The organism is Pseudomonas sp. GV047 (genome assembly GCF_003058245.1).
In the GTDB taxonomy this organism is placed as follows: Bacteria; Pseudomonadota; Gammaproteobacteria; order Pseudomonadales; family Pseudomonadaceae; genus Aquipseudomonas; species Aquipseudomonas marginalis.
The window spans coordinates 598,372-624,199 of sequence record NZ_QCWA01000002.1 but is presented as its reverse complement, the minus strand read 5'-3'; the positions used below and the strand labels follow the sequence as shown (position 1 = coordinate 624,199).

Here is a 25,828-nt window from a genome sequence, read left to right as displayed (position 1 = left end):
CATCGCTCCTTATGCCTGAACCAGCGGGCCGGGGTTTTTCAGGTACTGCTCGCGGATCGCCCGGGCCGACCAGTAGGTCAATGCCGCCACCAGGCCTGTAGGGTTGTAGCCCAAGCCCTGTGGGAAAGCAGATGCGCCGGGGACAAACACGTTGTGTACATCCCAGCACTGCAAGTAGCGGTTCAGCGCACTGGTCTTCGGGTCGGTCCCCATGATCGCGCCACCGTTGAGGTGGGTGGTCTGGTACGACGCGGTGTTGAAGTGCTCACCGACTTTTTTGCCCAGCACCGCAATCGCCTTGGGGTTCATCGCTTCGGCGACCTTGCCCATTTTCTCGACCATGAAGCGGTTCATCTTGATGTCGTTTTCCTGCCAGTCGAACGTCATGCGCAGCAGCGGCAGGCCGTAGGCATCGCGGTAGACCGGATCCAGATCCAGGTAGTTACCCCGGTAGGATTGATGGGCACCGTGAGCATCCATCGACACCTGGTGGGTGTAGTAATCGGCGGTGGCGCGCTTCCAGGCACTGCCCCAGGCCGGTGTGCCGGGCGGGTTGGACGTACCGGCAATCGGCCGGCTGCCGGCCTGGTTGACCCACATCGGCGAACCGCCCACAAAGCCATGGGGCCCGTGATCGAAGTTGTCGGCGTTGAAGTCATCGATGGCCACGCCATTGCCGCCGGCACCGATAAAGTTGTTGGTATGGGTGTCCTTGTCGAAGAACGCCTTGATGGTGGCCATGTTCTGGTAGGCAAAGTTCCTGCCCACCACACCCTCATTGGTCATCGGGTCGTAAGGCTTGCCGATGCCCGACAGCAGCATCAACCGCACGTTGTGGAACTGGAACGCGCCGAGGATCACCAGGTCTGCCGGTTGTTCGCACTCTCGGCCCTGGGCGTCGATGTAGGTCACGCCGGTGGCCTTGCTCTTGGTGCTGTCCAGATTGACCTTGAGCACGTGGGAGTTGGGCCGCAGCTCGAAATTCGGCACCTGGCGCAGCGCCGGCAGGATGTTCACGTTCGGCGAGGCCTTGGAGTACATGTAGCACACGTAGCCGCTGCAAAAACCGCAGAAGTTGCACGGGCCCATCTGCGCGCCGTAGGGGTTGGTGTAAGGCCCGGAGGTATTGGCTGACGGCAGGTTGTAGGGCTTGTACCCGACGCTGGCGGCGGCTTTCTGAAACAGCTGTGCGGAGACTGTGTTCTTTTGCGCTTCCAACGGAAACGGGTTGGAACGGTCCGGCGCATAGGGGTTGCCGCCACGCCCTTCGCCCACCACCTGGCCTTTCACGGTCCAGGCCTGGCCTGAGGTACCGAAGACTTTTTCTGCATAGTCGAAAAACGGCTCCAGCTCTTCGTAGCTCACGCCGAAGTCCTGGATGGTCATGTCCTTGGGAATGAAATGCTTGCCGTAGCGCTCTTCGTAATGGCTGCGCATGCGCAGTTCAATCGGATCGACACGGAAATGCACGCCCGACCAGTGCAAGCCCGCACCGCCCACGCCGTTACCCGGCAAAAACGCGCCGAGCTGACGGTTAGGCAAGGCAACGTCATTCACGCTATGGCGAATCGTCACTGTCTCCTTGGAGATGTCCTGGAAGAGTTTTTTACGCACGCTGTAGGTCAGTTCGTCGATGACCTGGGGATAGTTGCCGTCCGGGTAAGTGTCCTGCATCGGGCCGCGCTCCAGCGCTACCACGTTCAGTCCGGCTTCCGTCAGCTCCTTGGCCATGATCGCGCCGGTCCAGCCGAAGCCGACAATCACCGCATCCACTTTCTTCATGATGGTCGCCACGTTTATGCCCTCTCGCCGCGAATGGATACTGCCGGGAAGGGGTACTGCTCGTTGCGTTCCACCCAGTCCATGAAATCGGCGCGGGCGCCGGGGAAGCCGATCATGGTCCAGCCGACCATGCCTTTGTTGCCACCATGGATCGGGTCGCAGAAGAAGCCTTCCTTGGTGTTTTGCAGCAGCAGGTTGAAGAACATCTTCGGCGGCACCGCGTCAAAATGTGCCGTAACCTCACTGCCGCCCGCCTCCAGGCGCCGCAACATATCGTCTCGGGTAGCGCTATCTTGCGCAGCAAAAACTTTGCCGTTGAACGCCTTCGACCAGGCATCCGTCGCGGCAATACCCAGGCGATAGATGTCCTTGGGCACCAATTTGCTCTGCCAGCCCATCTCCGGCGGCGCATCGGCATTAAACGGGCCTTGCATGAACCACAGGGCACCGCTGGCGTAAGGTGTGTTCATCTGCCGGTCGATGTACTCCGGCGCGCCAGCTTCCAGGGCGCCGGGGCCTTGGGCATCGGCCGGGATCAGACGCTCGACGGCAGCGTTGATAAACGCCCATTCCTCGGCAGTGAAATAGCTTGGCTCGTAGGCTTTTTCGCTGGCCGCAGGCTTGGCTGGCGCAGCCTCGACCGGCGCAGGCGTCGCCATCAGCATCGAACCGCCAAGGCCGGTGCTGGCAACCGTGACCACCGGGATCAAGGTCAAGGATTTGCGTAGAAAGTCACGCCGGGGGTTGTCTTGATCTTGATCAGACATGGTGGCACCTCATCATGTGGTCACGGGTTATCAGCCGCTTCTAGGGAGTGGCTTGGCGTTGTCGGGCGGCGAACTGGATCCAGGCGATCCAGGGAGATAGAGCGCAGCGCGCAAACAATAGTTACAAATGATAGCAGCCTAAGCATCGAGAGAATCGCTTCAGCGACTAAAGATTGAGGATTCACGATTCTTTGACGCACACCTCACACCTCCTTGACCCGCCGTGACCGACTCTGGGCGCCATCAACCACTCCCTATAGGGTGACGTCGCCCATGTACAAGCATCATTGGTTGCCGGCCCTGGGCCTGGCGTTCATGGCACTGTTCACCACAGCTTTTGCGCGGGCCGATGACGCTACGTCCCTTCGTTCTCCAGAATGGGCGCAGCCAGTGGGCGACCGCTACAACCTGCATCAAATGACGCCCACGCTCTATCGCAGCGCATTGCCGGATAGCAAGGCAGCGCCGTTGCTGGAACAGCTCAAGATCGGCACCGTGATCAACTTCCTGCCCGAGTCCGATAGCAACTGGCTGAAGGCGCCAGGCATCCGTCAGGTTCAGTTGAGTTATCGCACCAACCATGTGGATGACTCTGACGTGCTGGCGGCACTCAGGGCGATCAAGGAAGCGGAAGCTGACGGCCCGGTGCTGATGCATTGCAAGCACGGCTCTGACCGCACCGGCCTGATGGCGGCGATGTATCGCGTGGTGATCCAGGGATGGAGCAAGGAGGATGCGTTGAACGAGATGACCCTGGGCGGTTTCGGCACCAGTAACGGCTTCAAGGACGGCGTTCGCTACATGATGAGGGCCGATATCGACAAGTTACGCACAGCCTTGGCGAATGGCGATTGCAGCACCAGCGCCTTTGCCCTGTGCTCGATGAACAGCTGGCTGAACCCGGCGAACAAGGATCACGAGCCCGCCGAGGAAAAAACCGCACTGCTGGTCACCCCCTGAGACGCCCTCCCAGGGGGTAGACGAATCAGTCTTTCTTCAGCTTCGGGTTAGGGAAGAACTGCACCGCCTGCACCTTCGGGTCCGGCGCTTTCAACGCCGATGTATTGACCCGCGTGCCCAACTCCTTGGGCACCGACAGGCCTTGATCATTCAGCGTATCGGTATACCCGCAGGCCACGCACTCACGATGCGGCACGCTGTCCTCGGTCCACATCTTCAACTTGTCCGGCTCGCTGCACGCGGGGCAGACCGCCCCGGCGATAAATTGCTTTTTGGTAATCACAGGCCCTTCACTCATGCTGCTGCGTCCTCACTCAGGCCGCTGTGGCGCAAGAGTGCGTCAATCGACGGGGCACGTCCGCGGAAGTCGACGAACAGCACCATCGGCGCCTGGGAACCGCCGCGCGCCAGGATCGCCTCGCGGAAGGCACGGCCGGTCTCGGCATTGAGCACACCATCTTCTTCGAATTTGGAGAAGGCGTCCGCCGACAGCACTTCGGCCCATTTGTAGCTGTAGTAGCCCGCGGCATAACCGCCAGCGAAGATGTGCGCAAAGCTGTTGGGAAAACGATTGTAGGCCGGCGGACGCATCACCGACACCTCATCGCGCACGCCTTCGAGCACCTGCGCCACGCTGCGGCCATCACCATGGGTGGCATGCAACTCGAAGTCGAACAGCGAGAACTCCAACTGGCGCACCATCATCAGGCCGGACTGAAAGTTCTTCGCCGCGAGCATTTTTTCCAGCAGGTCCTGGGGCAGAGGCTCGCCGCTTTCATAATGGCCGGAGATCAGCGCCAGGCCTTCCGGCTCCCAGCACCAGTTCTCCATGAACTGGCTTGGCAACTCCACCGCATCCCACGCCACGCCATTGATACCGGACACGCCGGCATGCTCGACGCGGGTCAGCAGGTGATGCAGGCCATGGCCGAATTCGTGGAACAGGGTGGTCACTTCATCGTGGGTCAGCAGGGCAGGCTTGCCGCTGTCGGCCGGAGTGAAGTTGCACACCAGGTTCGCCACCGGGCTTTGCAGCGCACCGTCGATGGTACGACGACGGTCGCGCGCGCCGTCCATCCAGGCACCGCCACGCTTGTTGGCGCGGGCGTAGAGGTCGAAGAAGAAGCGCCCGACGTGCTGGCCGTTTTCCTTGATTTCAAACAGGCGAACATCCGGGTGCCAGGTGTCGAAGCCTTTTTGCTCGGCAATCTCGATGCCGTACAAACGCTGCACGATGGCGAACAGGCCGCCCAGCACCTTGTCGATCGGGAAGTAGGCGCGCAGGGCTTCCTGGGACACACTGTAGCGCTGCTCACGCAGCTTTTCGCCGTAGAAACCGCTGTCCCAGCTTTGCAGGTCGGCGCAGCCTTGTTCGGCGGCGTAGGCCTTGAGCTGTTGCAGGTCCTGGGCAGCGAACGGCTTGCTGCGCTTGGCCAGGTCGCGCAGGAAGCTCAACACCTGGTCGCTGGACTCGGCCATCTTGGTGGCCAGGCTCAGCTCGGAGAACGAGGCGTAACCCAAGAGCTTGGCCAGTTCCTGACGCAGGTCGAGGATCTGTTCCATCACCGGGCCGTTATCGTTCTGACCGGCATTCGGGCCCTGGTCTGACGCACGGGTGCAGTAGGCCGTGTAGATTTCTTCACGCAGGGCGCGGTCCTGGGCGTAGGTCATGACCGCGTAGTAGCTTGGAAACTCAAGGGTGATCAGCCAACCGTCGAGGCCTTTGGCCTGCGCGGCAGCGGCCATCTGCGCCTTGGCCGAATCGGTCAGGCCGGCGAGGGTGGCTTCCTCGGTGACGTGCTTGGTCCACGCCTGGGTGGCGTCCAGCAGTTGGTTGGAGAATTTGCTGCCCAGCTCGGAAAGCTTGCTCTGCACCTCGGCATAACGTTTTTGCTGCTCAGGCGGCAAATCGATACCCGAGAGGCGGAAGTCGCGCAGGGAGTGTTCGAGGATGGTTTTTTGCGCCACGTCGAAACCGGCGGCTTCCGGGCTGTTGGCCAGGGCTTCGAAGGCCTGGAACAGCGCGCGGTTCTGGCCCATCTCGGTGGAGTAGGCGCTCAACGCCGGCAGGCACGCCTCGTAGGCTTCGCGCAGTTCGGCGCTGTTGCACACGGCGTTGAGGTGGCTGACCGGGCTCCAGGCGGCGCCCAGGCGATCATTCAATTCGTCCATGGCCAGCACCAGGCCGGCCCATGTCGGATTTTTACCCTGGCTTTGCAGGATGCCTTCGATGGCAACACGGTTATCGGCGAGGATCTGTTCGATGGCCGGTTGCACGTGCTCGGCACGGATCGCCGAGAACGGCGGCAGGTCGTAGGACTGCAGAAGAGGGTTGTTCGCGCTCACGGTTGGCACCTTGGCTGAAGAAACATGTAAGAACAAAGATGGGGCCATCTTAATTACAATCAACGCCCACCGCAGCTATCAGCACATAAGAGAGAGGCTATCGTGACCCTTCGCACCTATCAGAACCACACGCCAACCCTGGGCGCCGGGGCTTTTGTCGATATTTCGGCGGTGGTGATCGGCGATGTCGAAATCGGCACCGACAGCTCGGTCTGGCCGCTGACCGTGATTCGCGGCGACATGCACCGCATCCGTATCGGCGCGCGCACCAGCGTGCAGGACGGCTGCGTGCTGCACATTACCCATGCCGGACCGTTCAATCCTGACGGTTTCCCGCTGCTGATCGGCGATGACGTGACCATCGCCCACAAGGTCATGCTGCATGGCTGCACGGTGGGCAATCGGATTTTGATCGGCATGGGCAGCATCGTGATGGACGGCGCCGTGGTGGAAGACGACGTCATCATCGGCGCCGGCAGCCTGGTGCCACCGGGCAAGAAACTCGACAGCGGTTTTTTGTATGTGGGCAGCCCGGTTAAACAAATCCGCCCGCTGACTGACAAGGAACGCGCCTTTTTCACCTACAGCGCCGCCAACTACGTGAAGCTCAAAGACCTGCACCTGGCTGAAGGATTCGACCAATGACCCTCCCTTACCAAACCGTGCTGTTCGACCTGGATGGCACCCTCACCGACCCACGCGAGGGCATCACCCGCTCGATCCAGTACGCCCTAGGCAAACTGGGCATTGACGAACCCGACCTGAGCAAACTCGAACACTTCATCGGTCCGCCGTTGCTGCAAGCCTTCATGCAGTTCTACGACTTCGATGAGGCCAAGGCCTGGGAGGCGGTGAATTTCTACCGCGAGCGCTTCAAGGTCACCGGGCTGTATGAAAACCGCGTATTCGACGGCGTGATGCCGCTGCTCGAAGACCTGGGCAAGCAGGGCCGCCAGTTGTACGTCGCCACGTCCAAGCCCTGGGTGTTTGCCCGCGAGATCGCGCGGCATTTCGATTTTGCCAGGCACTTCAAGGTGATCTACGGCAGCGAACTGGACGGGACACGCACCAACAAGGTCGAGTTGATTGCGCATGTGCTCCGCGAAGAAGGCCTGGATCCGGCCACTACCTTGATGATCGGTGATCGTAAGCACGACCTGATCGGGGCGCGCAGCAATGGGCTTGATTCGGCCGCCGTCGGTTACGGGTTTGGCAGTTTCGAAGAGTTGAACGCCGAGGCGCCGACCTGGCATTTCGAGACGTTGGCGCAGATGCATCAGGCGTTTTTGCAGCGGCCCTGAGGCCGCCATCGGTGGCAAGCCTCCTCCCACATTGGGAGCGGCTTGCCCCCGATGAGGCTCTACCGATCAGTACCTTCCAACCGCCTCAACGCAGCCTTGCGCTGCCCCACCGGCAACTCGCCCATCTTCTCCACTGCGGCGTAAAACTTGCGCCAATCCCCGCCTTCCTGCCTGAACAACGCCGCAAACGCCGGCACCCACCGGTCATACAGCCCGAACGGCAACAACCGCGCATTGTTCATCGGAAGGTTCATCCAGGCGTCATAACGCTTGTCCCCACCCCATTGGCTATCGCGCATCTGACGGTACTCACGGCGCAACGCCTCGAATTCGGCCGCCTTGGCCTGGCGCATCGCCTCGACGGACAGCGGTTGCACGTAGAGTTTTTCCAGGCGCTTACGGGTATCGAGGATCAACTGGGTAAATTGGTCCCGCTGCTGCCGCGTCGAGCTGCCAAGCGGCGCCAGGCCCTGGGCCGCGCGCCACTGGCGGGTGCCTTCCTGCTCGACGAAGCTGGCAAACGACTCGTTGAATTCGGTGTCGTCCTGCACGTAGAACCGCTGGTGCGCCAGCTCATGGAAGATCAGCGTGGCCAGGCGTTCGTCGCCCCAGTTCATCATCGAATTCATGATCGGGTCGTTGAACCAACCCAGGGTGGAATAGGCTTCGACGCCACCCATCGATACGTCCATGCCTTGCTGGCGCAACAATGCCGCCTCACCCCGTGCCGCGCCCTGGCGGTAATAGCCGCGATAGGCCACGCAACCGGCAATGGGGAAGCAATGGGTTTGAGGCGCCAGGGAAAATTCCTGCGTGGCGAAGACATTCCAGACCACATAAGGTCGGCCAATATCGGCATACAGCCGGTAACTTTGGTTGTCAGGCAGATGCAGGTGTTCGCTGGCGAAGGTTCGGGCTTTCTGTGCTTGAGCCAGATGATCACGCAGCCCCTGCGGACGCGACGGATCGGCGATGACCTCGGCAACCGGTTCCCGGGCTCGCAACAGCTGCCACTGGCCGCCCGCCAATTGGCTGTAGTAACTGACGCTGGAACAGCCACTGAGCAGCACGACTATCAACCCTGGAAGAAAACGCCTGACCATGCCCCGACCGCTCCTGGGTGATGTGTTCGCCAGACTATCGCGCCTGAAGGGGATTTTTCCACGGCGTGGCGTGTTTATACTCAAACCTCTCCTTGCGTTGAGTACCTGCCATGCGCCAGCTCCTGCTTCCCATCGTCGCCCTGTTGCTCAGCGCCTGCGCTTCGACCCCCCTGCCGCCGGTCGACCCGCATCAGGCCTGGGTCGATTTCGCTACGCCAACGCCGGGAGCCAAGCTGGTGATGGCGCAGCGCCTGGATGGTAAGAACCTGCCGGACGGACGCTACTTCCAGGTTTCACCGGGCAGTCACGAGTTGATGGTGCGCTTTGATTTCGAGGTGCCGACCGGCGGCAGCCTCAATGGCTTTGGGCAAACGGCCGACCGCACCTGTTTCATCACGCTGCAGTACGACCATTTCGAGGCTGGCCAACGCTATCGCCTGGAAGGGCGCTCATTGGCCTTCACGCCGAATATCCGGTTGTATAACGCCGCTCGCCAATTGCTGGCGGAAGAACGCAGCGTCAACTGTCTCTGATCAGTCGTTGTTCTTCTGATAGATGATGGCTTTGGTACCGTTCTCACAGCTGCCGACGACCATGGCGACGTCGTGCTTGTCAGCCTCTTCCTTGCTGACAATTTCCAAGGTGTAGGACGGAACCGCGTTCGCCTGGATCTTGACCTCAATCTCTTTCCTGAGCTCTTCGCAGTCTTTTGGTGCGGCCACAGCCGATGTGGCCAACACACCGCAAATGATCGCCAAAGCAAAACGTTTCATGTGTGAAGCTCCCTGAATGCATGCGCACGGGTGTGCGCCTAAGGCTGCATAGGCTATAGGACCACATTCGGGAAACACGAGTTCTGATTTAACGCAGAACAAAATGTGGGAGGGGGCTGGCCCACTCCCACAGTGGACCTGCGGTGTCAGCTGACCAGCGTGGCATCCAGGCTGATCTTCGCATTCAGCACCTTGGACACCGGGCACCCTTCCTTGGCCTTCTTGCTCAAGTCATCGAACTGCGCCTGGCTGGCACCCGGGATCTTGGCCTTGAGCACCAAGTGCACGGCGGTGATTGCGAAGCCGCCATCGACCTGGTCCAAGGTCACTTCGGCCTGGGTGTCGATGCTGTCAGCCTTGAGCCCGGCGTCGCCGAGAATCATGGAAAAGGCCATGGAGAAACAGCCGGCGTGGGCCGCGCCAATCAGTTCTTCAGGATTGGTACCCTTGCCGCCTTCGAAACGGGCCTTGAAGCCGTAGGGCGCTTCGCGCAGCACGCCGGTTTCGGTGGAAATGGAGCCCAGGCCAGTCTTCAGATCACCTTCCCAATGCGCGGATGCCTTTTTAACGATACTCATAGCTTTCTCCTCGAACGGTGGTTTTGCGTCGGTAAGGTTCTGAGGATAGACGCGCCGGCAAAGTTCAGTTGTAAGAGAAACCTAGCGATTAAGTAGGAAATTTCATTGCCGCTATTGAATCTCGGGTATATGCCCTCATTGCATAGAGCATGCACATGAAGCGGCAGGTTTTGGTTCGTCTAGGAAGCCTGCGCCCCCATTGGAGAAGCAGGCTTATGAAATCGCTGTCCGACGTAAAGTTTTCGACCCTCGACCTGGTGCCGGTGCGCGCCAACGGCAGCCCGGCGCAGTCGCTGCGCAATTCCCTGGATTTGGCCCAGCATGTGGAAAAGTTCGGCTACAACCGTTTCTGGGTGGCGGAACACCACAATATGGATGGCATCGCCAGCTCGGCCACCTCGGTATTGCTGGGCTACCTAGCCGGCGGTACCTCGACGATTCGCGTCGGCTCCGGCGGCGTGATGCTGCCCAACCATGCACCGCTGGTGATCGCCGAGCAGTTCGGCACCCTGGAAAGCCTCTACCCAGGGCGTATCGACCTGGGCCTGGGCCGCGCGCCCGGCTCCGACCAGATGACCGCCCGCGCCCTGCGCCGTGAACGCTCCGGCAGTGCGGATGACTTCCCGGAAGACGTGGCCGAACTGATGGCCTACCTCGGCCCACGCACACCGGACCAACGGGTGATTGCGGTGCCCGGCACCGGCACCAACGTACCGGTATGGCTGCTGGGTTCCAGCCTGTTCAGCGCGCAACTGGCGGGCGAACGCGGTTTGCCCTACGCCTTCGCCTCCCATTTCGCACCGCGTTTGATGCACGAGGCGATTCGCGTGTACCGCAACCACTTCAAGCCCTCGGCCGTGCTGGACAAGCCTTACGTGATGCTCGGCATTCCCTTGGTTGCCGCCGACACCGATGAACAGGCCGACTACCTGGCCACCTCGGTGTACCAGCGCATCCTTGCCTTGATGCGCGGGCAAAGCCTGGTCCAGCGCCCCCCCGTGAAAACCATGGACGGCCTGTGGCTGCCCCATGAAAAAGACGCCGTCGGCAGTTTCCTCGGACTGGCAATGGTGGGCAGCCCGGCTAAGATCCGCGCCAAGCTGGAAGTGCTGATCGAACAGACCGGCGCCGATGAATTGATCTTCACCTGCGACCTGTACGAGCACGCCGATCGGATTCATTCCTACGAGCTGCTGGCGCAGTTGATGAAGGGCTAACCCCCCAGGCGAAAAAAAAACCGACGCACCTGTGGCTAGGGAGCTTGCTCCCTAGCCACAGGTGCGTCGGCTTCAAGCCTGCCACACGGGATTAACCGCGCTTGTAGACGATTTCCTTGGTACCACCTTCACAGGTGCCAACCACTTTAGCGTCGGTCGAGGCGCCTTTATCCACGACTTCCAGCGAATAACCCGAAGCGCCCTTGGCGTCGATTTTCGCTGCAATTTCACTTTTCAGCTCTTCACAAGGCTTGCCCGCCGCCAGGGCCGTGCCCGCAATGCTCAACAAACCTACCGCTAACAGGAACTTCTTCATCCGTCACTTTCCTTGCGCTGATTGAAACGAGCGTGCCGAGGCTGCAGGCATCGGCACCCATTGTTTGTAGCGCAGGTTATGGCAATCGGCCAGCCGGCAAGTTCAACCGACGCGATCAACTACTGGCAATTCGGAACCCCACCTTGAGCGTGACCTGGTAGTGGGCAACCTTGCCATCCTTGATATGACCACGGGTCTCCGTCACCTCAAACCACTCCAAGTGCTTGATGCTCTTGTTGGCTTCGGCCAGGGCATTGTTGATTGCGTCTTCGATGCTGGTGGTGGATGAACCTACCAATTCGACTTTCTTGTAGGTGTGATGATCAGACATGGTGTTTCTCCTGAGGGTCGTCAATAAAGCCTAGCAGTCATTGTTCATACTGCTTCTGGCGACCGTTCCTACCCGAAAGTTCAGATTTACTGCACTTTCTGAAACCGCTGGAGTCGGTATCTACACACGCCACTCAATCACTTCAGGAGAATCCACATGGCCAACACTTCTTTACGCAAAGCGTCGCTGGAAAGCATGGAAGCCGAGATTTCGAGCCTGCTCAAGTCCCTTGAGAGCCTCAAGGACGATGCGTCGGATGAGTCGCGCAAAACCCTGAAGGCCCTGAAAAGCAATGCCGAGAATGCCCTCAAGCACTCCCGTCACCTGATCAGCGATGCCTACGAAGAAAGCAAAGTCAAAATCCGCGAAACCGGTGTTGCTACCCGGGATTACGCACAAGAGCACCCATGGACCACCGCCGGCGTCGCCGTTGGCGCACTGGGCCTGCTGGCCGCTTACCTGCTGTGCAAACGCGGTGACTGATTGACCGGCTACACAGGCTGGCGCGCCAGCTCAGCCTTGAGCCAGTGCGCCAACTGACCCGCGCGCCCGTCTGCGGCGCGCTTGGGTAGCCACAACGCCAGGTGCGCCGGGGTTTCACTGAAACCCCACGGCGCCACCAGGCGACCTGCGCGCAGGTCCTCTGCTACCAGCGGTTTTGGCGCAATCGCCACACCCAACCCTGCAACCGCCGCCTCCAGCAAATAATACAAATGCTCAAAACCCTGGCCGTGTTTCAACGCGCCGGGCTCGATGCCGTGCCGTTGCGCCCAACTGGGCCAGGCTTGCGGACGGGACGTGGTGTGCAATAAAGCTTCGCCACACAAGGCGTGCGGCGGCGCCTGGCGCAGGCGCTCATAGCCGGCAAAACGCGGGCTCATCACCGGGCCGATACGCTCGCTCGCCAGCTCATACACCTGCATATCCGCCGGCCACGGCGGTTCGGCGAAGACCAGCAGGGCGTCGAGGCCGGGGCGTCGAGGGTCGAGGTCGCCGTCGCCTGCCGACAGGTGCAGGCGCAGGTCCGGCAGGTCGGCATTCAAGCGGCCCAGGCGCGGGATCAACCAGCGCGCCAGCAGACTGCCTGAGCAGCCGAGCACGAAAGGTGCGTCGGCGCTGGCCTGGGTGAGTTCGGCGCACACGTCCCGCAAGCGCTCGAACGCCTCGGCGCTGGCATCTCGCAACCGCACACCTGCATCTGTGAGTTTAAGGCCGCGCCCGTCCTTGATGAACAGGCTGACACCCAAATGCTCCTCCAGCACTTTCAACTGACGGCTGACCGCACCGTGGGTCACGTGCAATTGCTCGGCAGCCTGGCTGACGCTGTTGAGGCGGGCAGTGGCTTCAAATGCGCGCAGGGCATTGAGGGGCGGGAGGTCGCGGCTCATCTGTGAGTTTTCCTGACAGGTTGCAGCGATCTTATCGGTTTTCAGCGCCGGATGTGAGGGGTAGAGTGGCCGTCATTGCTTCCCATACAGAATTCCTACCTGGAGCGTCCCATGACTCAGTCCCAGACCGATCTGCGCAACGGCCCTGACGCCAACGGCCTGTTTGGCGCGTTCGGCGGCCGCTACGTCGCCGAAACCCTGATGCCGTTGATCCTCGACCTGGCCCGCGAATACGAAGCGGCCAAGATCGATCCGGCGTTCAACGAAGAATTGGCCTACTTCCAGCGCGACTACGTCGGCCGCCCCAGCCCGCTGTATTTCGCCGAGCGCCTGACCGAGTTCTGCGGCGGCGCCAAGATCTACCTCAAGCGCGAAGAGCTGAACCACACCGGCGCGCACAAGATCAACAACTGCATCGGCCAGATCCTGCTGGCGCGGCGCATGGGCAAGAAACGCATCATCGCCGAGACCGGCGCCGGTATGCACGGCGTAGCCACGGCCACCGTGGCCGCGCGTTTCGGCCTGCAGTGCGTGATCTACATGGGCACCACCGACATCGAGCGCCAACAGGCCAACGTGTTCCGCATGAAGCTTTTGGGCGCTGAAGTGATCCCGGTGGTCGCCGGCACCGGCACCCTCAAGGACGCCATGAACGAAGCCCTGCGCGACTGGGTGACTAACGTCGACGACACCTTCTACCTGATCGGCACCGTGGCCGGCCCGCACCCGTACCCGGCGATGGTGCGCGACTTCCAGGCCGTGATCGGCAAGGAAACCCGCACCCAGCTGCAAGCCCAGGAAGGCCGCCTGCCGGACAGCCTGGTGGCATGCATCGGCGGTGGCTCCAACGCCATGGGCCTGTTCCACCCGTTCCTGGACGACACCAGCGTCGAGATCATCGGCGTTGAAGCCGCCGGCCACGGCATCGAGACCGGCAAGCACGCCGCCAGCCTCAACGGCGGCGTACCGGGCGTGCTGCACGGCAACCGTACCTTCCTGCTGCAGGACGACGACGGCCAGATCATCGACGCCCACTCGATTTCCGCCGGCCTCGACTACCCAGGCATCGGCCCGGAACACGCCTGGTTGCACGATATCGGCCGTGTCCAGTACACCTCGGTGACTGACGATGAAGCCCTGGATGCCTTCCACAAATGCTGCCGCCTGGAAGGGATCATTCCTGCCCTGGAAAGCGCCCATGCCCTGGCCGAAGTGTTCAAGCGCGCACCGACCCTGCCGAAGGATCACCTGATGGTGGTCAACCTGTCCGGCCGTGGCGACAAAGACATGCAGACCGTGATGCACCACATGGATCAGTCTCAGCAGGAGAAACACTAAATGAGCCGCCTGCAAACCCGCTTTGCGCAACTCAAGGAACAAAACCGCGCCGCCCTGGTGACCTTCGTCACGGCCGGCGACCCGGGTTATGACACCTCGCTGGCGATCCTCAAGGGCTTGCCCGCTGCGGGCGCCGATGTGATCGAGTTGGGCATGCCCTTCACCGACCCGATGGCCGACGGCCCGGCCATCCAACTGGCCAACATCCGCGCGCTGGAAGCCAAACAGAACCTGCTGAAAACCCTGCAGATGGTGCGTGAGTTCCGCAAGGACAACAACGATACCCCACTGGTGTTGATGGGCTACTTCAACCCGATCCACAAATACGGTGTGCCTAAGTTCATCGCTGACGCCAAAGAGGCCGGCGTCGACGGCCTGATCGTGGTCGACATGCCGCCAGAACATAACTGCGAGCTGTGCGACCCGGCCCAGGCTGCAGGTATCGACTTTATCCGCCTGACCACGCCGACCACCGATGACGTGCGCCTGCCGACCGTGCTCAACGGCAGTTCCGGGTTCGTGTACTACGTATCCGTGGCCGGTGTGACCGGCGCCGGCGCTGCGACCCTGGAACACGTCGAGGAAGCCGTGACCCGCCTGCGTCGGCATACCGACCTGCCGATCAGCATCGGTTTTGGTATCCGCACACCGGAACAGGCGGCCGCCATCGCGCGCCTGGCCGATGGTGTGGTGGTGGGCTCGGCCCTGATCGATCACATCGCCAATGCCAGTAACGATCAACAAGCAATCGATGGCGTATTGAGCCTGTGCGCGGCACTGTCGGAAGGTGTGCGCAACGCCCGTAAGTAAGCGCCATGTAGCCAGAGGTAAAGTTCCTGATACAGAGGAATCAACGCGCGCAATCACGGCCTAAACAGCAAGACCAAGGGATTTCGAACCGCGTTCGAGATCCCTTTTTTGTATGTGTGCCCTGAGGAATACCCGATGAAAATGCCTAAATCCGTGATTGCAGGTCTCGGTGTGCTGGTGCTTGGCGCCAGCGCCCTGGTGCAAGCCGCGCCGCCTGACCAGCGGGGTGACGACCGTGGCGGCCCGCAAGGCCAGCACGAGCAACGTGGCGACGACCATCGCGGCCCGCAGGACAACCGTCGCGGAGGCCCGCCCCAGGACTTCGGCCCGGTACGCCAGATCATTCACGACAACCACGGCCAGTTCTCCCGTGGCGCACCGCCACCGCCGAATGTGCGCCTGGTGCGCGGCCAACCCCTGCCGCGCGGCTACTACGGCGAGCGCCTGGACAACCGTGCGCTGGCGCGCCTGCCGGTGTACCCGGGTTATGAGTGGCGCCGTTCGGGGCCGGATGTGGTGTTGATCGCGGTGGGTACCGGTATCGTCTATGAAATTCTGGACGGCGTGCTGAACTGATCCGGGCTTTTTCCATATAGGCTAGGCTTGAGGGGGAATACCCCCCTCAACACACTTCGTGCCTATTGCCGTCTAACCACCTCTGCAAGTCACGCCTTCTTGCGTTGCCGGTCGTTAAGTTAGCTGCATCAGAAGTCATTATCGTCTCCCAGGAGTCCATCATGGCATTTGATCTCATCACCCCCTCGGACCGTCGTCATTCCACGTTGCAAAAGGGTTTCAACCTGCGCTGGCCATTGGGCAACGTCCAGGGCGAGTCTTCACCCAACGGCGCCAGCCAGATCTACCTCTGCCACAACCCACAAGACATCATCGACGCAGCCGCCCAGGCCCTGGCTGTGCCCAATGGCCGTATCACGGTGCGCAGCGGCGGGCATTGCTATGAAGGATTTGTCTCTAACAAGATGCCGGATGCGCCAGGCGAGGTGTTGTCGATCCTGGACATCGGCCAGATGAACCAATTGGCCTACGACCCCAACGGCCTGATCAGCTCAGTGCTGGTACCCGCTTCGCCCCATCGCTATGCATTCCGCCTGGAGCCCGGCTGCCAGAACTGGGACACCAGCGTCGCGCTGTACAAATTGGCAGGTAAGGCGCTGCCCAGTGGATCCTGCTATTCGGTGGGACTGGGCGGGCATATCTGCGGCGGCGGCTATGGGTTGTTGTCGCGTAAATACGGGCTGGTCTGCGACTGGCTGGACGGCGTCGACCTGCTGGTCGCCAATGGACCCGGCCCGGGCCTTGAACCTGTCCATGTGTCCCGTAACAGCCTCGACACCGATGAGCTGGACCTGTTCGCCGCCTGTTGCGGCGCCGGTGGCGGGCAGTTCGGCATCATCACCAGTTACTATTTCAAGACGCTACCGCCAGCCCCGGAGGAAGTGCTCTGGCTGCCATTGGAATGGGACTGGTCAGACCTCACACGCGCCGCCCTCGAACGTTTGCTGCACGCCTATCAAAACTGGTTCGTGGATCATCAGGCCGACCCGGCAACCTGGGGCCTGGCCACCAAACTGGAAATGCGCCACCTCAATACTGGCAACGTGACCCTGGGCATCCACTACGTCGACAAGGACGGGAAGCTCGATGACCTGGCGCCTTTCAACGACTTTGTCAGCAGCATGCAGGCCGCGGCGGGCGTCAGTGCGACAGCGTCGCTCCTGCCGTTCCACGTCGTGCATCAGCCACGTGGCGGGCAAAAGGGCCGCCGGATCGATTCCCTGCAGAGTGCCCATGAGGCCGCCAGGCGTTTGGACTGGTTGTACGCCACCCAATCGCTCAACGGTTCCGGTGACAATCAGCGCGGGCGGTATAAATCGGCGTATCAGAAAGGCGGGTTTACACAGCGCGTGCTGGACGCGATCTGGACGACGCTGACCTTGCCGGACGCCGAGCAATACCTGACCCAAAGCCTGATCCAGATCCAGTCGTTCGGCGGGCGCATCAACCAGATGGACGGCCCGATCCTGGCGCAGACGTCAGCCGCGCAACGCTCCTCGTACCTCAAATGGCAACCGCAGTGTTACTGGCACGCCGACGATGACGCCATCGACCGCGCCCATGCCGACTGGATCCGCGGCCTCTATTACGCTGCATTCACCAACGGTGCTCCCAATGACCCGGAGTTCGAGGGCTGCTACATCAACTACCCCGACCTGGACATGACCCACCTCGGTGGCAATCCCGCGAACCCCAGGAACCCTCTGTGGTATGGAATTTTCTTCCCCAACACGATCATCGAGAACCGCCTGCGCCGAACCAAGCAACGCTGGGATCCTTCGAATGTGTTCCGTAACGAAATGTCGGTGCCCTGAGCCCGGCCAACGGGCGGCCCGCAGGCCGCCCACGGCTTACAGCTCGATCCGCTCGACCTTGCCCACCAGCAGCACATAGGAGAGTGCGCCCAACAGCGCCAGCACGGCGATATAGGTGATCGCCGGCGCAAACGAATCGCCACTGGCCAGGAAACCGATGACGATCGGCGTGGCAATCGCCGCCAGGTTGCCGATGAAGTTGAACACCCCGCCGGTCAGTCCCAGCAGACGTGCCGGGGCAAGGGTCGAGACCAGCGACCAGGTGATCGAGGCCAGGCCATTACCGAAGAACGCCAGGGCGAGGAAGGCGATGACCAACGGTGTCGATTCGACGAAGTTGGCGCCAATGATCGCCGTCGAGATCAACAGGCCGCTGATGATCGGCAACTTGCGGGCAAACCCCACCGAAGCGCCACGGCGGATCAGCCAGTCGGAAAACAGCCCCGAACACAACACGCCGACGAAAGCCGCGAGGAAGGGCAGTGACGCGAGCATGCCGGACTTGATGAAGTCCATGCCGCGGTATTTCACCAGGTAGGTCGGGAACCAGGTCAGGAAGAACCACAACGTGGAGTTCAGGCAGAACTGCCCCAGGTAGATACCCCACAACTTGCGCTTGCTCAGGACAATGCCCAGGTCGACCCAACTGAAGGGCGCCTTGCTCTTGCTCGCTTGTGCGCTCAAGTCCACCAGCCCGCCACCTTCGCGGATCAACTCGATTTCAGCGGCGTTGACGCCTTTGAAGTCCCGAGGCTCGCGATACAGGGCATACCAGATCGCCGCCCACAGAATGCCCACGCCACCGGTCACGACAAATACCATGTGCCAGCCGTAATGGTGCTGCAACCAGGCCAGGACCGGCGTCAGGAACGCCAGCCCGACAAACTGCCCGGAGGTGTAGAAGCCAATGGCCGTGGCGCGCTCACGCTCGGGGAACCAGCTGGTGACCACGCGACTGTTGATGGGGTAAGCCGGTGCTTCCAGGGCACCCACCGCCATGCGTAGAACAAACAGCGCAATGAAGCTGGCGGCAAAACCGAGCATCACGGTGGCGATGGACCACAGCAACAGGGCGGCGGTGTAGAGGATACGCGGCGGCACCCGGTCCACCAGCCAGCCGCCGGGGATCTGCATGGCGGCGTACGTCCAGCCGAACGCGGAGAAAATCAGCCCGACATGTACCGGGTCGATACCCAGTTCGCTGGTCAGCGCCGGGGCGGCAATCGACAGGTTGCTGCGGTCGAGGTAGTTGATCACCACGGTGATAAACAGCAGCACCATGATGAAGTAGCGCTTTCGGGTAGGCGTGACTAAAGAAGCCTGCCCGCTCAAGGATTCAGGTTGCATGGTAGGTGCCTCTTCTTATATTTGTTGAGGAAGGGACTTCTGCAGAAACCGGATCAACATGTGGGAGGGGGGCAAGCCCTCTCCCGCATGTCTGACCGTGTTCTTTCAGGCAGACATCACCACTCGGCAAAGCTGCCGTCGGCGTGGCGCCAGATCGGGTTGCGCCAGCGGTGGCCGATGGCTGCGCGTTCGATCACGTATTCCTCATTAATCTCGATGCCCAGGCCCGGCCCGTTGGGGATCTTCACAAAGCCTTGGTCATAGTCGAACACGCCCGGGTCGCGCACGTAGTCGAGCAGGTCGTTGCTCTCGTTGTAGTGAATACCCAGGCTTTGCTCCTGGATAAACGCGTTGTAGCAAACCGCATCCAGTTGCAGGCACGCCGCCAACGCAATCGGGCCCAGCGGGCAGTGCAGGGCCAGGGCCACGTCGTAGGCTTCGGCCATGTTGGCGATCTTGCGGGTTTCGGTGATACCGCCCGCATGGGAAGCGTCCGGCTGGATGATGTCGACGTAGCCTTCGCTGAGCACGCGCTTGAAGTCCCAGCGCGAGAACAGGCGCTCGCCCAGGGCAATCGGGGTGCTGGTCAGGGGCGCCAGTTCCTTGAGGGCTTCGTAGTTTTCGCTGAGCACCGGCTCTTCGATAAACATCAGTTTGTACGGGTCCAGCTCTTTCATCAGCACCTTGGCCATGGGCTTGTGCACACGGCCATGGAAGTCGACGCCGATGCCGACGTTAGGGCCGACCGCATCGCGCACGGCCGCGACGTTGGCCAGGGCCAGGTCGACTTTTTCGAAACTGTCGACGAACTGCAACTCTTCGGTGCCGTTCATTTTCACCGCGGTAAAGCCACGGGCTACGGCCTCTTTGGCGGCGCGGGCGGTGTCGGCCGGGCGGTCGCCACCGATCCAGGAGTACACGCGGATCTTGTCGCGTACCTGGCCACCCAACAGATCGCTGACCGAGACGCCCAGGGCCTTGCCCTTGATGTCCCACAGCGCCTGGTCGATGCCGGCGAGGGCGCTCATGTGCACGGCGCCACCACGGTAGAAGCCGCCGCGGTAGAGCACGGTCCAGATATCTTCGATATTGCGTGGGTCCTTGCCGATCAGGTAGTCGGACAGTTCCTCGACCGCCGCAGCCACGGTGTGAGCGCGGCCTTCGACTACGGGCTCACCCCAGCCGGTCACGCCCTGGTCGGTCTCGACCTTGAGGAAGCACCAGCGCGGCGGGACGATAAAGGTCGTCAGTTTGGTGATTTTCATCTGTTATCTCTCTTATAGATGCAGCGCCAGGGGCGCGGAACTTGATCTCAGCTCAGGGCTTTCCAGGCGGCGACATAAGCCTGGGCGCGGCTCGCTACCTGATCCACTGTCATACCCGGTTTGAACAACCCGGAACCCAGCCCGAACCCCTTGGCGCCGGCGTCGATAAACACCTCCATGTTGTCCGGGGTAATGCCGCCCACCGGCAGCAGCAACGTGCCTGCCGGCAATACCGCCAGCCACGCCTTGATCACAGAGGGGCCCATTTGCTCGGCCGGGAACAGCTTCAACACGTCGGCGCCTTCATCCAGCGCGGCGAACGCCTCGGTGGGCGTGGCCACCCCCGGCGACAGGTACAGGCCAGCGGCCTTGGCGGCGCGCAGGACCTTGGCATCGCTGTGGGGCATGACGATCACTTGGCCACCGGCAGCTTTCACCTGCTCGACCTGCGCAGGCGTCAACACCGTACCGGCGCCGATCAGGCAATCGGCGGGCAGGCTGTCGCGCAGGATGCGGATGCTGGTGTAAGGGTCCGGCGAGTTGAGCGGGACTTCGATCACGCGAAAACCGGCGTCGTAGAGCACCTGGCCGACCGCCTGGGCTTCGTCCGGGCGCACACCGCGCAGGATTGCGATCAAACCGTTTTGTGCCAGTGCTTGCTTGAGCATGTCAGGCCTCCGTTGCAGGTTGAGTGAGCCCGGCGGCCACTGCCAGTTGCCACAGGCCGCGCTCGGTCGCTTCCTGCGCCAGGCTGACGTGGGCGAAACCGCAGAGGGCGAGGGCGCGTTGGTAGCGCACGCAAAGCGGGCCGGCGCCCACCAGGATGATGGGGACGAGCCGCGCACTGGCTGGCAGACCGGCCAGTTCATGGCCGATCAGCAGGCCGGACAGGTAATCGGGCTGCTGCTCAGGGGTAAGTTCGGCAGTCAGCCCAAGGGTGCGCGCACTGAACAGGGTCGACAGCACGCCGCGCTGACCCTCTTTCGACAGCGCCACTTGAACGCCGCGGTCGAAAGCCTCGGCCTGGAACTGCGCGGATACCTTTTGCGTACGTCCCAGCAGGCTGTGCTTGCTCAGCACCGCGAACAGTTCACCGGTCATGAAGGTATCGAAGTGGGTGATGCAACCTTCCACCACCTCGACCCATTTGGAATGGCTGCCGGGCAGGCCGATCAACATTTCACCGTTGGCCGAGAGGCTTTGCAGCACACCCAGCACCTGGGTTTCTTCACCGCGCATCACATTGGGCAAACCGACCTGCTCGATCACGCCGGGCACGATATGCACATCGACGCCGCGCAGGCTGCGCACCGTGTGCAACGCCTGGCCCAGGCTGGCGACGTCGACCGGCGTATTGCGATATGCCGCCTCGCTCCAGCCCTGGGCGCTGCCGACCATGCCGCAGGCGATCACTGGAAGATGGGGTTGGGCCTCGAGCCAGTCGCCGCATGCCGCATCGAACGCCAACTCGAAGCCATCGCTGCAGTGCACACCGCCGATGTCCCGGGGCTCACTGGGCAAATGCATGATGCCCGACGCCAGCGAGCGCTGTTCCAGCACGACGCCTGCGGGCCCGAGTTTATAAGCACGAAGGGAGCTGGTCCCCCAATCGAGCGCGATCAATTGCGCCTGCATCGCTTCACCTGAAATGAGTGGGTGCTGAAAAAAGCAGATGGGCGAATATAAACCTATGGCCGGCAATATCTCAATATATAAATAACAGTCCCATATAGTGAGACAAAACAAGATAAATCCTACAACTTCCTCGCCTTTTACTGCGGGAAGAAGCGGGTTTTGTCTGATAAAGAGAGGTTAAAAAACCGACAGATCCAGCTCGCGCATCGCACCCATCCAAATCGCGTGATCGGTGTGATCCTTCAGCTCATCGCCGGTTTCGGGGTGCAGGAACACCACCAGCCCATTGCGATGCAGCGCCAGCCACGGCAGCACCACGCCAATGTATTCGGCATCGAACGCCAGCTGGCAGCTCCAGTCCGGGTGCGGGCCTACGGGCCGTTCATGCACACGGCCCATGCGCAGCGGGAACAGTTTCGCGCCGTCTTCACATAGGGTGCGCGCCTGGTCGATGGTGCTGGCGTCAAAGTAGATATGGGCGTGGTAGCCCTTGATACGTTGCATGACGGACTCCGGATCCAATGTGCGGCAAATCCTAGACCGCAATCGACGGCAGGGCCAGTCCGGTCAGGGACTGCGCGCTGCTGGCCTGTTCTGCCTGCAACCAGTCGACGAAACGTTCGACCAACTGCCCACGCCGCTTGCGCTGGGGCTGCACCACGTAATAGCCAAAGCGCGAAACCACCGTGTTGCCGATCGGTCGGCACAACCAATTCTGTTCCAGCAGGTTATCCACCAAATGGCGCCAGCCGATCGCCACCCCTTGGCCGGCAATCGCTGCCTGGATCAATAAAGTGTAGTTGTCGAATCGCAGCTGGCCGGGCGTGGGCGCGGCGGTGATACCCAGCTCGCGAAATACGCCACTCCAGTCGAACCACTGACTGTTGTTTTCCTGGCGCAGGTGCAGCAACGGGTAGTCGGGCAAGGTGTGCACAGTCAAAGGACTGGCCTGCTCCTTGAGCCATTGCGGGCTGCACACCGGGAATACCTCCTCGTTGAACAACCACAGGCTGTCGCCCTGCTTGAAACGGCCATCGCCAAACAGCACCGCCACGTCGATGTCGCTGCGCAAGGTGGCGTGGTTGCGCTCGCTGGTTACCAGGCTCACGTCTACCTGGGGGTTGGCGGCGTGGAAGCGATGCAGGCGCGGCATCAGCCAGTAGGCGGCGAACGCAAAGTCTGTGGCCACTTGCAGCACTTCGTGCTGGTCCTGCTGGGTGATCACACTGAGGCCCTGGTTGATGCTCTGCAAACCGCCTTGCACATGCTCGAACAGCAGGGCGCCGGCGTCGGTCAGTTCGATGCCCCGATAGATGCGGTCAAACAGGCGGATCGTCAGTTGTTCTTCAAGGCGCTTGATCTGCTGGCTGATCGCCGGCTGAGTGGTGCCCAGCTCCATCGCAGCGGCGGTAAAGCTGCGATGGCGCGCGGCCGCCTCGAATGCGCGTAGCAGGTCGAGGGACAGGTCTCCAAGGGCTTCATACATAAGCTGTGCTTATCCTAGACATTGCTCGTCATGGGCTTTACCCCATTTTCCATGGGCTGCATGCTCATTCGCATAAACACTGCCTATGGAATGCCGAAGCCCCATGAAGCGCAAGAACATTCTTTTCATCATGGCCGATCAAATGGCCGCGCCGCTGCTTCCGTTCTACGGACCTTCTCCGATCAAGTTGCCGAATTTGAGCCGCCTCGCCGCACAGGGCGTGGTGTTCGACGCGGCCTATTGCAACAGCCCGCTGTGTGCGCCCTCACGCTTCACCCTGGTCAGCGGCCAATTGCCGAGCAAGATCGGCGCCTACGACAACGCGGCGGATTTTCCCGCCGATGTGCCGACCTATGCCCACTACCTGCGGCGCCTGGGTTATCGCACCGCGCTGTCGGGCAAGATGCACTTCTGCGGCCCCGACCAACTGCACGGCTATGAAGAACGCCTGACCAGCGACATCTACCCCGCCGACTATGGCTGGGCAGTGAACTGGGATGAGCCGGACGTACGCCCCTCCTGGTACCACAACATGTCCTCGGTGCTGCAAGCCGGCCCGTGCGTGCGCACCAATCAGCTGGATTTCGACGAAGAGGTGGTGTTCAAGGCCCAGCAATACCTGTTCGACCACATCCGCGAAGACGGTGACCAGCCGTTCTGCCTGACCGTGTCGATGACCCATCCCCACGACCCGTACACCATTCCCAAGCCGTTCTGGGACCTGTACGACGACAACGACATCCCCTTGCCCGCAACGCCGAACCAGGAAGATCTCGACCCGCATTCCCAGCGTCTGCTCAAGGTCTATGACCTATGGGACAAGCCGCTGCCTGTAGATAAGATTCGCGACGCCCGCCGCGCCTACTTCGGCGCATGCAGCTACATCGACAGCAATGTCGGCAAGCTGCTGCAGACCCTGGAAGACACCGGCCTGGCCGACGACACGATCATCGTTTTCTCCGGCGACCACGGCGACATGCTCGGTGAGCGCGGCCTCTGGTACAAAATGCACTGGTTTGAAATGGCCGCCCGCGTGCCGCTGCTGGTCAGTGCGCCGGGGCAATTTGCACCGGGCCGGGTGACCCAGGCCGTGTCCACCGCCGACCTGCTGCCCACCCTGGTGGAACTGGCCGGCGGCGAGCTGGACCCGCGCCTGCCACTGGACGGTCGCTCGCTGGTCCCGCACTTGCAGGGGCAGGGCGGGCATGACGAAGTCTTTGGCGAATACATGGCCGAAGGCACCATCAGCCCATTGATGATGATTCGCCGTGGCGCCTACAAATTCATCTACAGCGAAGACGACCCTTGTCTACTGTTCGATGTGCACAACGACCCGCACGAGCGGGAAGACCTCAGCCAGTCACCGGAACACCGGCCACTGTTAGAGGCGTTTTTGAATGAGGCGCGGGCCAAGTGGGACATCCCGGCGATCCACCAGCAGGTGCTCGCCAGCCAACGCCGTCGTCGCCTGGTGTTCGAGGCGCTGACCCAAGGCAAGCTGAAGAGCTGGGATCACCAGCCACTGGTGGACGCCAGTCAGCAATACATGCGCAACCACATCGACCTCGACGACCTGGAGCGCAAGGCACGTTATCCACAACCCTGCCAAAACCAATAAGTACAGAGGGAAGGCCATGCAAAAGTTAACTGCAGTAGTGGGCATGTTGGTGCTGAGTAGCGCCAATGCGTATGCGGACACCCGCTGTGAGACCGTGAAGATGGCCGATCCAGGCTGGAGCGACATTGCCGCCACCAACGCCATTACCGGTTTCCTGCTGAACGGCATGGGCTACAAGGCCAAGGTCGACACCCTGGCGGTGCCGATCACCTTCGGCGGGCTCAAGGACGGCCAGGTGGATGTGTTCCTGGGTAACTGGATGCCGGCGCAGCAGGGCTTCTACGACAAATTCGTGGCCAACGGCGATGTGGTGCAGTTGGCGAAGAACCTCGACGGCACCGAGTTCACCCTCGCCGTGCCGGATTATGTGTGGGATGCCGGGGTGCATGACTTTGCCGACTTGAACAAATTCGCCGACAAGTTCGACAAGAAGATCTATGGCATCGGTTCCGGCGCGCCGGCAAATATCTCGCTGCAGGAGATCATCAAGAAGAATGACTTCGACCTGGGCCAGTGGAAGCTGATCGAGTCCAGTGAACAGGCGATGCTCGCCGAGGTCTCACGGGCGGTGAAGAAACAGCGTTTCGTCACCTTCCTCGGCTGGACGCCACACCCAATGAACGTGCAACTGAAAATGCACTATCTCAAAGGCGGCGAGAAATACTTCGGTGACACCGGCAGTGTGTATACCTTGACCCGCAAAGGGTATGCGCAGGCCTGCCCTAACGTCGGCAAACTGCTGACCAACCTGAGCTTCACCCAGGAAATGGAGAACAGCATCATGGCTGAGGTGGCCAACAACAAGGTCAGCAATGCCGACGCGGCGAAGGCGTGGATCAAGGCGAACCCGGCGGTGCTGGATAAATGGTTGGACGGTGTGAAAACCGTGGATGGCAAGGACGCGTTGCCGGCAGTAAAGGCCAAACTCTAGGGCCTTGCGCTATTCCAATGTGGGAGGGGGCTTGCTCCCGATAGCGGAGTGCCAGTCAGAGAGATTTCGACGGGTCCACCTATATCGGGAGCAAGCCCCCTCCCACAAGGACCAGTGTGTACTGATACCCTGAGTCAAACCTTTTC

Annotated in this window: 28 protein-coding genes; 12 read left to right on the top strand and 16 right to left on the bottom strand. The window is 61.3% G+C overall.

The window, feature by feature from the left end:
• Nucleotides 1-9: 9 nt before the first annotated feature.
• Both C8K58_RS08090 and C8K58_RS08085 read right to left on the bottom strand, forming a co-directional pair.
• Nucleotides 10-1,794, bottom strand: coding sequence for a GMC family oxidoreductase (locus C8K58_RS08090; protein WP_065946460.1), 1,785 nt, complete (start codon nt 1,792-1,794; stop codon nt 10-12).
• 2 nt (nt 1,795-1,796) lie between these two features.
• Nucleotides 1,797-2,549 carry a gluconate 2-dehydrogenase subunit 3 family protein gene (locus C8K58_RS08085; protein ID WP_027608123.1) on the bottom strand — a complete coding sequence of 251 codons (753 nt, stop codon included), beginning with the start codon at nt 2,547-2,549 and terminating at the stop codon, nt 1,797-1,799.
• A gap of 273 nt (nt 2,550-2,822) precedes the next feature.
• Here C8K58_RS08085 and C8K58_RS08080 point away from each other — a divergent pair, with 273 nt between their 5' ends.
• Nucleotides 2,823-3,509, top strand: coding sequence for a tyrosine-protein phosphatase (locus tag C8K58_RS08080; RefSeq protein ID WP_108573551.1), 687 nt, complete (start codon nt 2,823-2,825; stop codon nt 3,507-3,509).
• Between the two features lie 25 nt (nt 3,510-3,534).
• On the opposite strand, the gene C8K58_RS08075 is transcribed toward C8K58_RS08080, so the two are convergent.
• Together C8K58_RS08075 and prlC are read right to left on the bottom strand one after the other, a co-directional pair.
• The gene (locus C8K58_RS08075; protein WP_027608125.1) at nt 3,535-3,807 is read right to left on the bottom strand and encodes a YheV family putative zinc ribbon protein; all 273 of its coding nucleotides are present in this window, start codon (nt 3,805-3,807) and stop codon (nt 3,535-3,537) included.
• The gene (gene prlC / locus C8K58_RS08070; RefSeq protein WP_178087831.1) at nt 3,804-5,903 is read right to left on the bottom strand and encodes an oligopeptidase A; all 2,100 of its coding nucleotides are present in this window, start codon (nt 5,901-5,903) and stop codon (nt 3,804-3,806) included. The genes C8K58_RS08075 and prlC overlap by 4 nt, the downstream gene beginning before the upstream one ends.
• Nucleotides 5,904-5,957: 54 nt before the next feature.
• Here prlC and C8K58_RS08065 point away from each other — a divergent pair, with 54 nt between their 5' ends.
• Both C8K58_RS08065 and C8K58_RS08060 read left to right on the top strand, forming a co-directional pair.
• Nucleotides 5,958-6,500, top strand: a complete 543-nt coding sequence (locus C8K58_RS08065; protein WP_027608127.1) for a gamma carbonic anhydrase family protein — start codon at nt 5,958-5,960, stop codon at nt 6,498-6,500.
• Nucleotides 6,497-7,156 (top strand): HAD family hydrolase, encoded by a 660-nt coding sequence (locus C8K58_RS08060; protein WP_098480659.1) that lies wholly within the window; start codon nt 6,497-6,499, stop codon nt 7,154-7,156. The genes C8K58_RS08065 and C8K58_RS08060 overlap by 4 nt, the downstream gene beginning before the upstream one ends.
• A gap of 59 nt (nt 7,157-7,215) precedes the next feature.
• Here C8K58_RS08060 and C8K58_RS08055 read toward each other — a convergent pair whose 3' ends face one another.
• Nucleotides 7,216-8,259, bottom strand: a complete 1,044-nt coding sequence (locus C8K58_RS08055; RefSeq protein ID WP_108573547.1) for an aminopeptidase — start codon at nt 8,257-8,259, stop codon at nt 7,216-7,218.
• A gap of 110 nt (nt 8,260-8,369) precedes the next feature.
• Here C8K58_RS08055 and C8K58_RS08050 point away from each other — a divergent pair, with 110 nt between their 5' ends.
• Nucleotides 8,370-8,792 carry a hypothetical protein gene (locus tag C8K58_RS08050; RefSeq protein ID WP_027608130.1) on the top strand — a complete coding sequence of 141 codons (423 nt, stop codon included), beginning with the start codon at nt 8,370-8,372 and terminating at the stop codon, nt 8,790-8,792.
• On the opposite strand, the gene C8K58_RS08045 is transcribed toward C8K58_RS08050, so the two are convergent.
• Together C8K58_RS08045 and C8K58_RS08040 are read right to left on the bottom strand one after the other, a co-directional pair.
• Nucleotides 8,793-9,032 (bottom strand): DUF1161 domain-containing protein, encoded by a 240-nt coding sequence (locus C8K58_RS08045; protein WP_017734725.1) that lies wholly within the window; start codon nt 9,030-9,032, stop codon nt 8,793-8,795.
• A 146-nt stretch (nt 9,033-9,178) separates the two neighbouring features.
• Nucleotides 9,179-9,610, bottom strand: coding sequence for an OsmC family protein (locus C8K58_RS08040; RefSeq protein WP_108573545.1), 432 nt, complete (start codon nt 9,608-9,610; stop codon nt 9,179-9,181).
• Nucleotides 9,611-9,825: 215 nt separating this feature from the next.
• Between C8K58_RS08040 and C8K58_RS08035 the strand changes: the two genes are divergently transcribed.
• Complete coding sequence (locus tag C8K58_RS08035; RefSeq protein ID WP_021491416.1) at nt 9,826-10,827, top strand: LLM class flavin-dependent oxidoreductase; 1,002 nt, start codon at nt 9,826-9,828, stop codon at nt 10,825-10,827.
• A gap of 91 nt (nt 10,828-10,918) precedes the next feature.
• Here the strand turns inward: C8K58_RS08035 and C8K58_RS08030 are convergent, their stop codons facing one another.
• Both C8K58_RS08030 and C8K58_RS08025 read right to left on the bottom strand, forming a co-directional pair.
• The gene (locus tag C8K58_RS08030) at nt 10,919-11,143 is read right to left on the bottom strand and encodes a DUF1161 domain-containing protein (protein WP_005783407.1); all 225 of its coding nucleotides are present in this window, start codon (nt 11,141-11,143) and stop codon (nt 10,919-10,921) included.
• Nucleotides 11,144-11,258: 115 nt separating this feature from the next.
• Nucleotides 11,259-11,474, bottom strand: coding sequence for a dodecin (locus tag C8K58_RS08025; RefSeq protein ID WP_027608132.1), 216 nt, complete (start codon nt 11,472-11,474; stop codon nt 11,259-11,261).
• A 156-nt stretch (nt 11,475-11,630) separates the two neighbouring features.
• Here C8K58_RS08025 and C8K58_RS08020 point away from each other — a divergent pair, with 156 nt between their 5' ends.
• On the top strand, nt 11,631-11,957 hold the full coding sequence (locus tag C8K58_RS08020; RefSeq protein ID WP_003170746.1) for a YqjD family protein: 327 nt from the start codon (nt 11,631-11,633) through the stop codon (nt 11,955-11,957).
• An 8-nt stretch (nt 11,958-11,965) separates the two neighbouring features.
• On the opposite strand, the gene C8K58_RS08015 is transcribed toward C8K58_RS08020, so the two are convergent.
• Nucleotides 11,966-12,862 carry a LysR family transcriptional regulator gene (locus tag C8K58_RS08015; RefSeq protein WP_108573543.1) on the bottom strand — a complete coding sequence of 299 codons (897 nt, stop codon included), beginning with the start codon at nt 12,860-12,862 and terminating at the stop codon, nt 11,966-11,968.
• A gap of 111 nt (nt 12,863-12,973) precedes the next feature.
• On the opposite strand from C8K58_RS08015, the gene trpB reads away from it, so the two are divergent.
• From trpB to C8K58_RS07995, 4 genes are all read left to right on the top strand, one after another.
• A complete protein-coding gene (trpB, locus tag C8K58_RS08010; RefSeq protein ID WP_108573541.1) occupies nt 12,974-14,200 on the top strand; it encodes a tryptophan synthase subunit beta in 1,227 nt (408 codons plus the stop codon).
• On the top strand, nt 14,201-15,010 hold the full coding sequence (gene trpA / locus C8K58_RS08005; protein ID WP_108573539.1) for a tryptophan synthase subunit alpha: 810 nt from the start codon (nt 14,201-14,203) through the stop codon (nt 15,008-15,010). It abuts the gene before it with no gap.
• A gap of 135 nt (nt 15,011-15,145) precedes the next feature.
• Nucleotides 15,146-15,586: an anti-virulence regulator CigR family protein gene (locus C8K58_RS08000; RefSeq protein ID WP_027608136.1), complete on the top strand. Its 441-nt coding sequence runs from the start codon at nt 15,146-15,148 to the stop codon at nt 15,584-15,586.
• Between the two features lie 161 nt (nt 15,587-15,747).
• Nucleotides 15,748-17,400: a BBE domain-containing protein gene (locus C8K58_RS07995; protein WP_108573537.1), complete on the top strand. Its 1,653-nt coding sequence runs from the start codon at nt 15,748-15,750 to the stop codon at nt 17,398-17,400.
• A gap of 36 nt (nt 17,401-17,436) precedes the next feature.
• Here the strand turns inward: C8K58_RS07995 and C8K58_RS07990 are convergent, their stop codons facing one another.
• From C8K58_RS07990 to C8K58_RS07965, 6 genes are all read right to left on the bottom strand, one after another.
• A complete protein-coding gene (locus C8K58_RS07990; protein ID WP_027608138.1) occupies nt 17,437-18,747 on the bottom strand; it encodes an MFS transporter in 1,311 nt (436 codons plus the stop codon).
• 116 nt (nt 18,748-18,863) lie between these two features.
• Complete coding sequence (gene dgoD, locus C8K58_RS07985; protein WP_003170741.1) at nt 18,864-20,012, bottom strand: galactonate dehydratase; 1,149 nt, start codon at nt 20,010-20,012, stop codon at nt 18,864-18,866.
• A 47-nt stretch (nt 20,013-20,059) separates the two neighbouring features.
• The gene (locus C8K58_RS07980; RefSeq protein ID WP_108573534.1) at nt 20,060-20,680 is read right to left on the bottom strand and encodes a 2-dehydro-3-deoxy-6-phosphogalactonate aldolase; all 621 of its coding nucleotides are present in this window, start codon (nt 20,678-20,680) and stop codon (nt 20,060-20,062) included.
• Nucleotide 20,681: 1 nt separating this feature from the next.
• Nucleotides 20,682-21,647, bottom strand: coding sequence for a 2-dehydro-3-deoxygalactonokinase (locus C8K58_RS07975; protein ID WP_098480664.1), 966 nt, complete (start codon nt 21,645-21,647; stop codon nt 20,682-20,684).
• Nucleotides 21,648-21,824: 177 nt separating this feature from the next.
• Nucleotides 21,825-22,151, bottom strand: coding sequence for a DOPA 4,5-dioxygenase family protein (locus C8K58_RS07970; RefSeq protein ID WP_027608141.1), 327 nt, complete (start codon nt 22,149-22,151; stop codon nt 21,825-21,827).
• A gap of 31 nt (nt 22,152-22,182) precedes the next feature.
• On the bottom strand, nt 22,183-23,133 hold the full coding sequence (locus C8K58_RS07965; protein WP_027608142.1) for a LysR family transcriptional regulator: 951 nt from the start codon (nt 23,131-23,133) through the stop codon (nt 22,183-22,185).
• 103 nt (nt 23,134-23,236) lie between these two features.
• Here C8K58_RS07965 and betC point away from each other — a divergent pair, with 103 nt between their 5' ends.
• Together betC and choX are read left to right on the top strand one after the other, a co-directional pair.
• The gene (gene betC / locus C8K58_RS07960) at nt 23,237-24,751 is read left to right on the top strand and encodes a choline-sulfatase (protein WP_108573532.1); all 1,515 of its coding nucleotides are present in this window, start codon (nt 23,237-23,239) and stop codon (nt 24,749-24,751) included.
• A gap of 16 nt (nt 24,752-24,767) precedes the next feature.
• Nucleotides 24,768-25,682 (top strand): choline ABC transporter substrate-binding protein, encoded by a 915-nt coding sequence (choX, locus tag C8K58_RS07955; protein WP_027608144.1) that lies wholly within the window; start codon nt 24,768-24,770, stop codon nt 25,680-25,682.
• Nucleotides 25,683-25,828: the final 146 nt, after the last annotated feature.